Origin of the sequence: Streptomyces sp. WAC06614, from assembly GCF_003949795.1 — a bacterium.
In the GTDB taxonomy this organism is placed as follows: Bacteria; Actinomycetota; Actinomycetes; order Streptomycetales; family Streptomycetaceae; genus Streptomyces.
This window is the reverse complement of sequence record NZ_RPRY01000201.1, coordinates 1-13,040: the sequence shown is the minus strand read 5'-3', so window position 1 is coordinate 13,040 and position 13,040 is coordinate 1. Positions and strand designations below refer to the sequence as shown.

The 13,040-nt window shown below is 72.1% G+C and carries 11 protein-coding genes; 4 read left to right on the top strand and 7 right to left on the bottom strand.

Translation table 11 applies throughout. From position 1 onward, the window contains the following. Positions 1–176 precede the first annotated feature (176 nt). Positions 177–335 (top strand): hypothetical protein, encoded by a 159-nt coding sequence (locus EF918_RS38450; RefSeq protein WP_260610572.1) that lies wholly within the window; start codon positions 177–179, stop codon positions 333–335. An 18-nt stretch (positions 336–353) separates the two neighbouring features. Here the strand turns inward: EF918_RS38450 and EF918_RS23870 are convergent, their stop codons facing one another. Then, positions 354–839: an SRPBCC domain-containing protein gene (locus EF918_RS23870; protein ID WP_221889748.1), complete on the bottom strand. Its 486-nt coding sequence runs from the start codon at positions 837–839 to the stop codon at positions 354–356. 181 nt (positions 840–1,020) lie between these two features. Between EF918_RS23870 and EF918_RS23865 the strand changes: the two genes are divergently transcribed. Next, a complete protein-coding gene (locus EF918_RS23865) occupies positions 1,021–3,873 on the top strand; it encodes a TIR domain-containing protein (RefSeq protein ID WP_185921886.1) in 2,853 nt (950 codons plus the stop codon). Here the strand turns inward: EF918_RS23865 and EF918_RS23860 are convergent. From EF918_RS23860 to EF918_RS23850, 3 genes are read right to left on the bottom strand one after another with little or no spacing between them, the layout of a single operon-like run. Next, entirely contained in the window at positions 3,852–4,817 is a 966-nt protein-coding gene (locus tag EF918_RS23860) for a helix-turn-helix domain-containing protein (RefSeq protein ID WP_125650278.1), read from the bottom strand. The two genes, EF918_RS23865 and EF918_RS23860, sit on opposite strands and share 22 nt — an antisense overlap. 54 nt (positions 4,818–4,871) lie before the next feature. Further along, a complete protein-coding gene (locus tag EF918_RS23855) occupies positions 4,872–5,174 on the bottom strand; it encodes a putative quinol monooxygenase (protein ID WP_125650276.1) in 303 nt (100 codons plus the stop codon). A 44-nt stretch (positions 5,175–5,218) separates the two neighbouring features. After that, the gene (locus tag EF918_RS23850) at positions 5,219–6,022 is read right to left on the bottom strand and encodes an arylamine N-acetyltransferase (RefSeq protein WP_125650274.1); all 804 of its coding nucleotides are present in this window, start codon (positions 6,020–6,022) and stop codon (positions 5,219–5,221) included. Between the two features lie 199 nt (positions 6,023–6,221). On the opposite strand from EF918_RS23850, the gene EF918_RS23845 reads away from it, so the two are divergent. Then, complete coding sequence (locus tag EF918_RS23845; protein WP_260610570.1) at positions 6,222–7,562, top strand: hypothetical protein; 1,341 nt, start codon at positions 6,222–6,224, stop codon at positions 7,560–7,562. 90 nt (positions 7,563–7,652) lie between these two features. Here the strand turns inward: EF918_RS23845 and EF918_RS23840 are convergent, their stop codons facing one another. Continuing rightward, positions 7,653–9,497 carry a transglycosylase domain-containing protein gene (locus tag EF918_RS23840; protein ID WP_260610574.1) on the bottom strand — a complete coding sequence of 615 codons (1,845 nt, stop codon included), beginning with the start codon at positions 9,495–9,497 and terminating at the stop codon, positions 7,653–7,655. 491 nt (positions 9,498–9,988) lie between these two features. Here EF918_RS23840 and EF918_RS23835 point away from each other — a divergent pair, with 491 nt between their 5' ends. After that, positions 9,989–11,080 (top strand): amidase domain-containing protein, encoded by a 1,092-nt coding sequence (locus tag EF918_RS23835; RefSeq protein WP_260610569.1) that lies wholly within the window; start codon positions 9,989–9,991, stop codon positions 11,078–11,080. On the opposite strand, the gene EF918_RS23830 is transcribed toward EF918_RS23835, so the two are convergent. Together EF918_RS23830 and EF918_RS23825 are read right to left on the bottom strand one after the other, a co-directional pair. Next, entirely contained in the window at positions 11,059–12,441 is a 1,383-nt protein-coding gene (locus tag EF918_RS23830) for an MFS transporter (protein ID WP_125650284.1), read from the bottom strand. The genes EF918_RS23835 and EF918_RS23830 overlap by 22 nt on opposite strands. Before the next feature lie 38 nt (positions 12,442–12,479). Then, positions 12,480–13,040: TetR/AcrR family transcriptional regulator (locus EF918_RS23825; RefSeq protein ID WP_260610568.1), on the bottom strand; the 561-nt coding region annotated here is incomplete at its 5' end.

Here is a 13,040-nt window from a genome sequence, read left to right as displayed (position 1 = left end):
CCGTCGTGGGCAGCGTCGGATGTGACTAGGAGCCAGCCGCCGCCGCCCTGGCCGGACTCGCGCTGGCCCTCGGCCTCGCGGGCGCGGCCGCCGCCGCGACCGGCGAGTTCCACTGGACCGGCCCGGCCGGCAAGCCGTACTTCGTCAAGGACCTGCCGGACGGCCGCTGCTTCGACATGGCGCAGGAGGCCCGCAACGCCCGCAACAAGAGCAACACCCCCGTGGACCTCTACGCCCGGGCCAAGTGCCAGGGCACGGCGGTCCACCTCGCCCCCGGCCAGGCCGCCCCGGCCGGCACCGCGTTCACCAGCATCCGTTTCACGCCGGCGCGGTAGGCCCGGCGGGGCGCCCGCTCAGACCGGGTGGTGATCGCGCACGACGTCGATCTCCACACCCTGTTCGAGCAGCGCCTTCACCGCGCACAGCACGGTGGTGAACCCGCCCACCGTGTCGTTCACCCACTGCACGGCGTCGTCACCCGATCCCCGGAACCCGGCCTCGGTGACCTCGACGAAGGTCCCGGGCCGGTCGCCCTCCCGCGGGGTGAACCGCATCTCGACCGTGGTCGGCTGCTCGTAGTTGCCCCACGAGAACCGGATCAGCCGACCCCGCTCCACCTCCAGCACCCGCACGTCGACGGCCACCCCGTACGTCTGCCACTCCCACCGGAGTACGGCCTCCGCCACCATCGGCCCGCTGCTCGTGGTGTACCAGAACCGCGTGGTGACGGCCGGATCGGCAAACGCCTCGAACACCTCCTCGGCCGGCCGGTGGACGACCATGCAGGCGTACGCGCGCGGGGGACGGCTCAGCCACATCGGCGGACGGGATTCCTCCATACCCCCAGCATGGGCCCGACCACCCGCCGCCCCACTCAGCGACCCGCCGTGCCGCGGACCGGACAACCCGACCAGCGCACGGCACCGGTCCTCCGTGCGCGGACGCGAGCCGCAACTGCCCATGGCACGCTACGGGTTGCACATGACCACAGTCGTCGAGGCAGCCCGTCGGGGGACTCACGTGGAATCTATGTACGACGCCTTCATCTCCTACAGCCAGCAGAGGGACGTACCGCTCGCCGAGGGTCTTCAGGAGGGGTTGGAGAAGCTGGTGCGCAAGGGGTGGCGGCGGCGTCGGGTGCTGAAGGTGTTCAGGGACCACACCTCCCTGGCCGCCAGCAGTGACCTGCCGGGAAAGATCGTCGCCGGACTCGCCTCTTCCCGGTTCCTGGTGGTCATCGGCTCTCCGGAGGCCGCAGCCTCCCGCTGGGTCAGGCAGGAACTGGCCTTCTGGCGTGCCAACCGGTCCACCGACCACCTGCTGCTGGCCCACAGCGCCGGCGAGATCGCGTGGGACGCGGCGCGCGGTGACTTCGACTGGGCGCGGACCACCGCGATCCCGAGAGAGTTAAGTGGGGCGTTCAGCACTGAACCCCTCTGGGTGGACCTGCGGGCCTTCCGGGACGCCGAGGACTTCTCCTACGCACCGCGCCGCCCGTTCCGCGACAAGGTCGTCACCCTCGCCGCGCCGATCCACGGAATCGGCAAGGACGCTCTGGACAGCCGGGCGATCCAGGAGGACCTCAAGGCCACGCGCCGGATCAGGACGGCCGGGGCGGGCTTCGTGGTCCTCACCCTGGGAGCCGTGACCGCAGGGACGTACGCCTGGCAGAAGGACGGCGAGGCCTCGGAACGGGCGCGGACCGCCGCATCCCGCGCGCTCGCCTCACGGGCTCTGGAGGTGGCCTCCAGCGACCCGCGCAAGGCCGCCCAGTTCGCGCTGTACGCCCATGCCGTGGCGCCCACGGGGGAAGCGGCACAGGCCCTGGGCCGGGCCGTCGCCGCGAACGACAGCGCCACGCAGCACCTCCAGAGCGGGAACGAAGCCGTGGCTCCCTACCAGGGCGTGGGCCACAGCCCGGCCACCCGAGTGGCGATGAACCGCGACGGAACGGTGCTGGCCTACTACTCGCATCTCGAGCCTGACGCACTGAACGGCAAGTACGCCGTGCACCTCCGTGACGCCCGGACCGGTGCCCGCCTGGCCGACCTGGCCGGGAAGTCGTGGCCGCAGGACGGTGGTGGATTGGCGTTCAGCTGGGACGGACGCCTCCTCGCGGTGGAGACCCCGTTCAACGAGATCGAACTGTGGGACGTGCCGCAGCGGAAGTTGCTGCGCACGATCGTCGCGAGCGACGGCCAGGCCTTGGCCGGGGCGTTCATGAGGCTGCGCTCCTTCGCCTTTTCGGGGGACGGTGCGCGGATCGCCGCGACGTTCTACACCAGCACCGGTGACTCTTCGTACGACTTCCACCTCGGGGTCTGGGACACGGCCACCGGCCGCCAGGTCATCAAGGAGAAGGCGGTCGAGGACGGCGTGGCGCTGGCCTTCGACGGCACGCATCGGCTGCTGGCCCTGGACTCGTCGGTGGGGACCGTACGGACCCTCGACCCCGCCGCCACCACCTGGGGCGCGTCGCGCACGCTGGAGGGCTATCCGCACCTCGACCGGGACGCCCGCTTCGGGGTGACCCTCTCACCGGACGGCGCGCGGGTCTCCGTGAAGAAGAGCGGGAGCACCCGGACCGACGCGTGGGACGTCGGCTCCGGGAAGCAACTGGCTCCGGCGGCGGCCGCCAAGGCCGGGGACGGCCGGGCCCGCTTCACGGCCGACGGTCAGTCGGTGGTCATGGACGACGCCGCCGGGCGACGTCGGATCCTCGGCTCCTTCACCTACCCCGTGGTGTCCGTCGCCGCATCGGGCGACGACACGAAGGTGGTCGCCGCGTCGTCCGACGGCGCCGTCACCCTGTTCTCGGCGGTGAGTTTCCAGGCCGGTACGCCCCTCCCCAACGAAACGGCGCTCAAGCCCACCCAACTCACCGGGGACCGACGCTTCGCGGTCCGGGCCATGACCGACGGCTGGGAGGTGTGGGCCGTCGGAAGCGCAGGGACGGAGCGGATCGGCCGGATCGGGGGCCGCGAGACGCCGACCGGCAGCGGTTCGGTGAACCCGGTGATCATCTCGGCGGACCGGTCCCGCGCCGTGACCGCGGACGGCGACGGAAGCGCCTTCAGCTCGTGGAACGTACGGGACGGCAGTCGCCTCGGCACTCCTTGGCGTCCGCAACGCTCTACGACACCGGTGGCCTTCCTGCCGGACCACGTCCACTTCCTCGCCATGACGGAAAACGCCCTCCAGGTCATCGATGCGCGTACGTGGCAGGTCCGGCAGTCCCTGCCCCACAGGACGAGCGCCGAGGCACCTACGGCCGTCAGCGCGGACGGAACGACCGTCGCGCTGATCGACGGCGACGAGCTCGTCGTGTGGCGCTGGACCCCGGAGCAGGGGCTGCATCGCGTCCACCGCAGCGAGATCCTGGGCGGGACGGACTTCCGCATGTCGGTGGAACTCAGCCGGCAGGGCCACAAAGCGGTGGTCATCAACGGCGATCACCGCCTCGTCGTCTTCGACATCGCTTCCGGCCGGGTCACGCAGGGGGCCGCCGTCTCGCCGGAGGGCCAGGACGGTGTCGCCTTCAGTCCCGACAACTCCCTGCTCGTCCACGCGTCCGGGACCGGGAACGACGCGGTTCTGCGCTTCTGGGACGCCGCCACGGGCGAGGAGCGGGGCAGCTGGGCCATGACGGGCCACGGAGGCGGAGGCGTGACGACCTTCAGCGCGGTGGACGGTTCCGTGCTGACGATGGGAGCGGACGGTTCCCTCGTGCGGCGCACGGTGGACATCGGCGCCTGGCGCTCGATGCTGTGCGCGCTGGCCCCCGAACCGCTCCCGACCGGAGAGTACGACCGCTACCTGAAGGGCATGAAGGTCGAAGCGCCGTGCCGCACTCAGCAGCCCGCGCGCCCCTGACGGCCGGGCCTGGTGCGGAAGGTGCGGCGGTAGGTGTCCGGGGGGACGCCGATCGTGCGGTGGAAGTGGCGGCGGAGGGTCGTGGCGGTGCCCATGCCGGTGGCCGTGGCGATCGCGTCGATGCTGTCGTCCGTGGTCTCCAGCAGTTCCTGGGCGTGGCGGATCCGCTGGGTCAGCAGCCACTGCAGCGGGGTCGTGCCGGTGACCGCGCGGAAGTGGCGGCCCAGGTGGCGTGAGCTCATGCGGGCCCGGCGGGCCAGGTCCTCCACGCTCAGGGGACGGTCCAGGCGCTCCATCACCCAGGGGAGCAGGTCGGCGAGGGGGTGGTGGTCCGGGGCCGGCACCGGGGTGGTGACGAACTGGGCCTGGCCGCCGTCCCGGTGCGGCGGGACGACCAGGCGGCGGGCCACGGTGTTGGCGACGGACGAGCCGCGGTCGCTCCGGACGAGGTGGAGGCACAGGTCCATCGCCGCGGCCTTGCCGGCGGAGGTGAGCACGCTGCCCTCGTCCACGTAGAGGACGTCCGGATCCACCCGGACCCCGGGGTACCGGGCGGCCAGCTCCCCGGTGTGGGCCCAGTGCGTGGTCGCCCGCCGGCCGTCGAGCAGGCCGGCGGCGGCCAGCACGAACGCCCCGGTGCACAGGGAAGCCACGCGGGCACCGGCCTCGTGGGCCGCGCGCACCGCTTCGACCAGCTCGGCCGGCGGGTCCACGGCCAGGTCGGCCCAGCCGGGGACGATCACGGTGCCGGCCCGGGCGAGGTGGTCGAGGCCGTGGTCGGGGACCAGGGCGAACCGGCCGAACCGGACGGGGCCCGGGCCGCAGACGTCGAGGTCGTACCAGGAGCCGGCCAGGGCGTCCGGGGCGGAACCGAAGACCTCGTGGGCCAGGGCCAGTTCGAAGTGCAGCATGCCGTCGGTGACGGCGAGCGCGACGGAGTCCACGTCCGGAAGTGTAGGGGTCGCCTGGTTCCGGACGCGTTCGGCGACGGGCGGGGGTCAGGCCACCGGGGTGGCGGCGAGTTCGATCACCTCCGCGGGGCACGCGCGGAAGGCCGGGCTCGCCGCGTCGGCCGCGATCACGTGCGGGGTGACGTCGTGCGCGGCGAGGGCCGACCGCGACGCCCATCGCTCGACGAGGACGAAGCGGTCGGGATGGCCGCTGACCTGGTGCAGGTCGTACTGCAGGCAGCCCTCCTCGGCGCGCACGACGGGGGCGAGGCGCCGGAACGCCTCGATCTGCTCCTGGCCGCGGCCGGGGAGCGTGGTGATCAGGATGTGGAGCCGTACGGGTTCGGACATGGGCCGGAGCGTAGAGCGGGGGTGATCGTCTCCGGCAGCGGATTTCAGTCCTTGGGACGCGGCGGGTGCAGCGGGACCGGGACGCGGGTCAGGCGGACGCCGAAGTGGGTCCGGTAGGCCGCCAGGAGCTCCGCGTCGTCGGTGAGGTCGGTCTCCGTCCGCTCGCCGTCGACGGTGGTGATGAGCCGGCGGCCGCTGACGGTGATGCGGCCGTCGGGCGTGAGCAGCGAGCACAGCGGGGACTGGGTGAAGGGCGACGTGGGTGAGGTGCGGTGCCACCAGGCGCCGGCCGTGAAGTCGGGGAGGACCCGGGGGCGCAGCTCCAGGCGGTAGCGGGGCGTGCCGTCCTTGAGCACGTCCAGGTCGCCGTCCTGCGTGGGCACCATCCGGAAGGTCCCGCCCGGGTCCTTCTGGTCCTCGTGGTCGTCGAAGGCGAGCGGGTGGTGGCTGTGGTCGCCGAAGCCGACGTCGGCCAGCCAGCGGCGGCCGTCGGGCGTGGTGATCCGCAGTGCGAGGTGGTCGTACGGGATCCCGGGCCGGCCGTCCCGGCCGTGGACCCGGCCCTGGAGCAGCTCGACCTCGTAGCCCAGGGCGGCGAGCAGCAGGGCGAAGCCGCCGTTGAGCTCGTAGCAGAAGCCGCCGCGGCGGGCGTCCACGATCTTGGCGAGGAGGGCCTCGTCGTCGAGCGAGAGGTCCTCGCCCAGGTGGATCGAGAGGTTCTCGAACGGGATCGTGCGCAGGTGGCGCAGGTGCAGGTCGTGGAGGGCCTCGACGGTGGGCGCGGCCGGGCGGTCGGCCCCGATCCGGTCCAGGTAGGCGTCGATGCGGGCGGGTGGCAGACGGTCCATGATCAGAGTCTCCCCGGGAGCCCCGCCCGCCCGCCATGGGTCCTTTGACCTAGGCCCCGCACCGGGACCGGACTATGAGTTGTCTGTGAAGTGCGCGAGATGTGGGACTGGGGTGGGGGAGGTGTGGCGAGAAGGCCTATATTCGTACGAACCATCCATGCGCGGCCCTGCTGCGGGTGAACAGGGGGGTACGACCGCCATGGCGGAGAGCGACGGTGTCATGGACGCCGGGACGGAGTCCCGTGCTGCCCGCAAGGCCGCCGACAAGGCACGGAAGAGGGCGCAGAGCCGCAAGCGGCTGGGCGTCGGAGCCGCCGTGCTCGCGGTGGGCGGGGTCGCCGCCACCGGATACGTGTTCACCTTCAGCGGCTCCTCCGATGCGCAGGGCGACGCCCACCTCGCCTCCCCCGCGTCCCCGGGCGTCCCGTCCAACGGCCCCATGGCCAAGAAGGGCCGGAAGGAGAACTGGGACGGCAAGGTGGAGGTCCTGGGCGACGGCTCCACCTCGTACACGGGACCGCAGCCGGGACAGCTCAAGGCGGAGCGGCTGAAGCCGGGGGAGAAGCCGCCGCAGTTCGTGGTGTTCTCCTGGGACGGTGCGCTGGAGGGTGACGACCACCTGTTCTCGCACTTCCGGCAGGTGGCCAAGGAGTCCGACGCCCACATGACCTTCTTCCTCACGGGCATCTATCTGCTGCCGGAGGCGAAGAAGTCGCTGTACCGGCCGCCGCAGCACGACCAGGGCGCGGCGGCGATCTCGTACCCGACGGTGCCGCACGTGAAGTCCACGCTGGCGCAGCTGCGCGGGGCGTGGAAGGACGGCAACGAGATCGGCTCGCACTTCAACGGGCATTTCTGCGGTCCCAAGGGCGGCGGGGACTGGTCGGTGGAGGAGTGGACCAGCGAGGTCGACCAGGCCTACGGGTTCATGAAGAACTGGAAGACGAACACCGGCTTCGCCGGCGAGCAGCCGCTGCCGTTCGACCCGGACCTGGAGGTCGTGGGCGGGCGCGCGCCGTGCCTGGAGGGACAGAAGAACCTGATCTCGGCGGTCAAGCCGTACGGGTGGCGCTACGACGCGAGCTCCTCGGGCGACTTCCAGATGTGGCCGTCGAAGAAGGACGGCATATGGAACTTTCCGCTCCAATTGGTGCCGTTGCAGGGCAAGGAGGTGCAGGTGCTGTCGATGGACTTCAACTTCCTCTACAACCAGTCCGGCGACAGCACCAAGGGCGACCCGTCGAAGTACGCCGCCTGGCAGACGCAGACGCGCATGTCGTACATGAACGGATTCAACCGGGTCTACAACGGCAGCCGGGCGCCGATGTTCGTCGGCAACCACTTCGAGGACTGGAACGGCGGGATCTACATGAAGTCCGTCGAGGACGTCATGCGGGAGGTCTGCCCGCGCCAGGACGTGCGGTGCGTGTCGTTCCGGGAGCTGGCGGACTGGCTGGACGTCCAGGACCCGAAGGTCCTGGCGCAGCTGCGGATGCTCGACCCGGCCCAGGCGCCGGACTGGCAGACGCTCATCAAGTAGCCGCTCATCAAGTAGCCGCTCATCGGGTCGAGGCTCAGCAGCTCGACGCTCATCACAGGCAGGAGCGGAGGGGCGCGACCGCCCCTCGCCCTACTTCACCGCCTTGACGTAGTCCCCCCACAGGCTCACGGCCCGGTTGCTGGCCGGGGTGGTCGGGGCGTCGCCGCCCAGGCCCGTCAGGGGCAGCGGGATCAGGTCGGTCAGTGCCATCCGGTAGACGACCACGGCCATGGTCTCCTGCTCGGTGGTGGCCACGAACCAGCCCGCGGTGTTGGCCGCCGTGGTCCCGGTCTTGCCCGCCGCACCCGGGTGGGCCTTGGCCACCGCCTTCGCGGCGCCCTCGCTGACGGACGCCTTCAGGGCGTCGGTCACCGCGCGTGCGGCCTTCGCCGACATGGCCCGGTTCGCCTTGGGTGCGGCCAGCGGGACCGGGGTGCCGCCGCGGGTGGCCGACCGTACCGAGTAGGGGTCGGTGTGCATGCCGTCCGCGGCGAAGGACTGGTAGGCGCTGGCCATCCGGATCGCGCTGGGCGTGGAGTTCTCCCCGACCGCGAAGTTCGGGATCCGCGGCCCCAGGCTCGACGGCAGCAGCCCGGCGCGTTCGGCGTACGTCTCCACCTGGTCCAGGCCGACGTCGAGGCCGAGCTGCAGCAGCGGGGTGTTGACCGAGTTGGCCACGGCCTGGTGCAGGGTGACCTGGCCCCAGTTGCGGCCGCCGTCGTTACGGCCCTTGACCACCTTGCCGCTGCGGTCCCAGTACGGGCCCTCGGGGGTCTGCACGGTCACCTGGTCGTTGCCGTCGTAGACGCTGGTGGGGGAGACGGGCGTACGGGCCTTGCCGCGGGTGCGGACGATGCCCTCGTCGAGGGCCGCCGCGTAGACGATCGGGGTGAACGCCGAGCCGACCGGGATGGTCGTCGCGTTCGCCTGGTTGAAGCCCTGCTTGAGGTAGTCGGGCCCGCCGTACACGGCGAGGAGCCGGCCGTCCGGGGCGATGCTCGCGGCGCCGATCTTGGCGAACTTGTCGCTGTCGGGACGCTTCTCGGGATCGAAGTCCTTCTGCGCCTCCTGGACCGCGGCGGTCAGCGCCGTCATGCGGTCCTTGTCGAAGGTCGTGTAGATCTGGTAGCCGCCGAGGTCGAACTCGGACTCCTTGATGCGGCCGGCCTTGACCGTGTACGCCTTGGCCATCTCCACCAGGTAGCCGGTCTGCGCGCCCGGCACACCGGCCAGGGACGTCGCCGAGGGCTCGGGGAAGGTCCGGTACGTGGCGCGTTCGGCGGCCGACAGCTGGCCCGTCTCCACCATGCGGTCCAGGATCCAGCTCCAGCGCTCCACGGCCCGCTCGCGGTTCTCCGGGCCGATGGCCGGATCGAACAGGCCCGCGCCCTTGAGGAGGGAGGCCAGGAAGGCGCCCTCGCTGGGGTTGAGCTGGGAGACGTCCTTGCCGTAGTACGCCTGCGAGGCGCGCTGGATGCCGTAGGTGCCGCGGCCGAACCAGCTGGTGTTCAGGTAGTCCTGGAGGATCTGGTCCTTGCTCTTCTCGTTGTCCAGCTTCAGCGCCAGCAGGACCTCGGTGAACTTGCGGGAGAGGGTGCGGTCCTGGTTCAGATAGGCGTTCTTCACGTACTGCTGGGTGATGGTGGACCCGCCCTGGGTCTCGCCACCCGTCACCGCCGCCTTGACGGCGCGCAGGACGCCGGAGGGGGAGACTCCGGGGTCGGAGTAGAAGCTGGCGTTCTCGGCGGCGAGGACGGCGCCCCGGACCTTCGGCGGCACCTTGTCCAGCGGCATCTCCGACCGGCTGACCCAGCCGGTCCGGGCCATCGTGGAGCCGTCCGCCCAGTAGTAGACATTGTCCTGCTGTGTAGCAAAGGAGTTGAGATCGTCGGGTATGTCCGTCACGGCGTACGCCAGGGTGACGAAGCCCGTCATGGCGACGAACGCGTACACGCAGGCGCCCAGCCACTGGCGGCCCGACGGCGCCCACCGGCGCCAGCCGGTACGGCCCGGCCGGGGGTAGGCGGGCCGCAGCCGGCGCAACTGCGTACGGGCGGTGCTGAGGGCCGGTGCGAGGGCGGCGGGTACGCGCACGCCGCGCGTGAGGCGCGCCGCGCGCGCGGATATTCCGGTTGCCGGGCGCGCCTTGCGGCGCGCGCCCCGTGATCTTCCCGTTCGGACCGGTTCCCGCCTGCCCACTCCGTTTGCTCCCTCTGCCGTGCTTGCCCACACCCTAGAGGCATTGCCTGTGAGCTTGCTGAGCCGGTCCAGGTCGTTCCGCTGTCGTTGGCAGGGACGGAACAAGACGGGGTCCGGCTGTGCGAAGATTCCGTCCCCCGGTCGTGTGTTACCGGGTGACAAGGGGAAACACAGTGATACCTAGAAGGTTCAGGCCCGCTGCGATAGCCGGCCTGACCGTAGCCGTCGTGTCCGGAAGCTGGTTCGCCTATTCCGCTTCGGCGGTTTCCGGGCCCCGGACGGCCGACCGCGCCACCTCCGACGCCTTCGCCCACATCGCCGACGAGGTGCTCTCGCAGCGCACGCAGGCGCTGGTCGACGGTCAGCAGGTGCGCCACGGCTCCGGCAAGGCCAACAACAAGACCCGACTGTCGGCGGAGCTGAAGAAGGACCAGGACGCCGCCATCCGGTCGCTGCAGTCGCGCAAGACGCGGCTCGCGGAGCTCGGCGAGGCCTACACGGCCGCCGACACCCGTGTCGCCGTGGACAAGGCGACGGTCACGGGGGGCAAGGCGACCGTCCAGGTCACCGAGCACACCACGCTCACGTACAAGAAGCTGCGCGGGGACGAGCCGGACAACACGGACTTCCGGACGCGTTACGAGCTCACCCTCAGCAGCAAGAAGGGCGGTGGCTGGGAGCTGACCTCGATCAAGTCCCAGGACGCCGGCCCGGTCGCCGTCAACGAGCCGGTGGCCGCCAAGGCGGCCACCGTCACCGACGACGGCAACCAGTACCCGGACGGTACGCCCGCCTCCACGAAGTACCCCGCTCCGGCCTCGGCCCCCAAGGTCAAGACCGGCGGCGCGTACGACTACAACGCCATGGCGAAGTACGCGGAGAAGTACTGGAGCAGCTACAACCCGGCGTACCGCAAGTTCAACGGCTCCGGCGGTGACTGCACCAACTTCATCAGCCAGGCCCTGAACGCGGGCGGCTGGAAGCCGGTCCCGGGCTCGTCGACGGACTACCGCAACTGGTGGTACGACGCGAGCAAGGGCCAGAGCCAGTCGTGGGTGGGCGCCAACGAGTGGGCCTGGTTCACACTGTCCAACCAGCGGGCCACGAACCTGGCGAACGTGTACCAGATGGACATCGGGGACATCCTGCAGGCGGACTTCAACAAGGACGGGTCCAAGGACCACTCCATGATGGTGACGTACCGTAGCAGCAAGGGCATGCCCTACCTGACGTACCACTCCACCAACACGTACCGTAAGTCGCTCGCGAGCGTGATCGCGTCCTACCCGGACGCGCGTTACTTCGCGTACCGCACCTGACGGTCGTCGTCCCCCGGCCCTGCCCGCCCCGGGCTCCCCGCGGCGGGCAGGGCCGGGCCGGCCCCGGCGCCCCTCCCGGGGCGACCGGGGCCGCGCGGCAGCAGTGCCGCCGGTACGAGCCCCAGCCCCGCCAGCGCCGCGAGGAACAGCAGCGCCCCCGGCGCGGTCCCCGCGCCCGCGGCGACCGCGATGCCGAGCGCGGGGCCCACGTTCATCGCGGTCTGCTTGAGCCCGCCGACCACCCCCGCGTACCCGGGCGGGGCGTCACCGACCACGGTCCCGGTGGCCGTCACCATCACGGCGGCGAAGCCCGCCCCCAGCACCCCGAACGCGACGGTGACCGCCGGCCCCGCCCAGCCGCCCAGGCCCGCGACGCCCGCCACGACCAGGGCCGTGCCCGCCAGCGCGGTCCGCCGCGGGCCGCAGCGGCGCAGCAGCAGCCCGGCGGCCGGCGAACCCAGCACCAGGCAGGCGGTCAACGGCAGCACCAGCAGACCCGTGTCCAGCGGATCGAGCCCGCGCCGCTCCTGGAGCAGGAACGTGGCGGTGAACAGCGCCCCGAACATCCCGCCCGAGACGCACAGCAGCAGCGCCATGGACGCCGCCACCGGCACCGACCGGGCCACGGCCACCGGCACGAGCGGCTCCGCCGACCGCCGTTCGGCCCGTACGAACCCCACCGCCAGCGCCACGGTCCCGCCGAGCCCGAGCAGGGTCGGCCCCGCCGCCCACCCGTGCACCGGTACGCCGGACAGGGCGTGGACGAGGCAGGCGAGGGCGGCGGCCAGCAGGGCGGCGCCGGACCACGGCACGGGCGCGGCGGCGGTGTCCGCGGCAGCGGTGTCGCGGCGAGGAGCCGGCGCCTTGACGGCCAGGGTCACCACGGCGATCAGCAGCGCGATCGGCACGTTGAGCACGAACACCGTGCGCCAGCCGGCCTCGGCGACCAGGAACCCGCCGAGCAGCGGCCCGGCCGCGGCGGCCACCCCGATCGCGCCGGTGCGCACCGCCACCGGCCCGGCGAGCCGGTCCGGCGGGTAGGCCAGCCGCAGCAGCGCGAGGGTCGCCGGCTGCAACAGGGCCCCGAACACGCCCTGCGCGGCCCGGAGCCCGATCACCCAGCCGACCCCGGGTGCGAGCGCGATGCCCGCCGAGGTCCCGGCGAAGCCGAGCACCCCGACCAGCAGCAGCCGGCCGTGTCCGACGCGGTCCCCGAGGCGGCCGGCGACCACCAGGAACGCGGCCACCGCCAGCAGATAGGCCGTGCTCGTCCACTGCACCTGCGCCACGCCGGCCGCGAGATCGCGGCCCAGCGCGGGCTGCGCCACGCTGAGCACCGTGCCGTCGAGGGCGACCAGCATCGCACCGGCGACGCTGACCACCAGGGCGAGCCGCCGCCTCACGGGGCCGCCGTCCCGAGGTGGGCGTCCAGGGCCGCGTCGACGACCCGCTCGACGAGCCCAGGCCGGTCCTCACCGAGCATCAGGGGCAGGCTGCCCCAGGCCCACAACTGGGCGACCCCGTGCAGATTGGCCCACAGTGCGGCGGCCGTGACCTCGGCCTCCTCGGCCTCTGCCGCCGGCCGGCAGCGGGACACCAGGGAGACGAGCTGTCCGAACAACGGTCGTGTCGCCGCGCGCAGCCGCGGCTGCCCGGTGTCCTCCTGGCCACTGCTGTCCAGCAGGTCGTGGCGGAACATCAGCTCGAACATCCCGCGCCGCTCCAGCGCGTACCCGACGTAGACCGTCGCCAGCGCCCGGGCCTGCTCCCGCGGCGGCGCCGTGGGCGCCACCGCGGCCGCGAACCGCTGACCGAGGTCGGCGAAGCCGCGCCGCGCGATGGCCGACAACAGGGCGTGATGCGTGGGGAAGTACCGCCGGGGCGCCCCGTGCGACACCCCCGCCCGCCGGGCGATCTCCCGCAGCCCGACGGCCCCGCTCCCCCCGTCGAGGACCAGCTC

What these genes read in the sequence shown, in the direction of transcription:
- EF918_RS38450 (WP_260610572.1), top strand. Translation starts at nt 177, where the DNA reads ATGGCGCAGGAGGCCCGCAACGCCCGCAACAAGAGCAACACCCCCGTG.
- EF918_RS23870 (WP_221889748.1), bottom strand. Translation starts at nt 839, where the DNA reads ATGGAGGAATCCCGTCCGCCGATGTGGCTGAGCCGTCCCCCGCGCGCG.
- EF918_RS23855 (WP_125650276.1), bottom strand. Translation starts at nt 5,174, where the DNA reads ATGTCCGAACCCGTACGGCTCCACATCCTGATCACCACGCTCCCCGGC.
- EF918_RS23850 (WP_125650274.1), bottom strand. Translation starts at nt 6,022, where the DNA reads ATGGACCGTCTGCCACCCGCCCGCATCGACGCCTACCTGGACCGGATC.
- EF918_RS23845 (WP_260610570.1), top strand. Translation starts at nt 6,222, where the DNA reads ATGGCGGAGAGCGACGGTGTCATGGACGCCGGGACGGAGTCCCGTGCT.
- EF918_RS23840 (WP_260610574.1), bottom strand. Translation starts at nt 9,497, where the DNA reads ATGACGGGCTTCGTCACCCTGGCGTACGCCGTGACGGACATACCCGAC.
- EF918_RS23830 (WP_125650284.1), bottom strand. Translation starts at nt 12,441, where the DNA reads ATGCTGGTCGCCCTCGACGGCACGGTGCTCAGCGTGGCGCAGCCCGCG.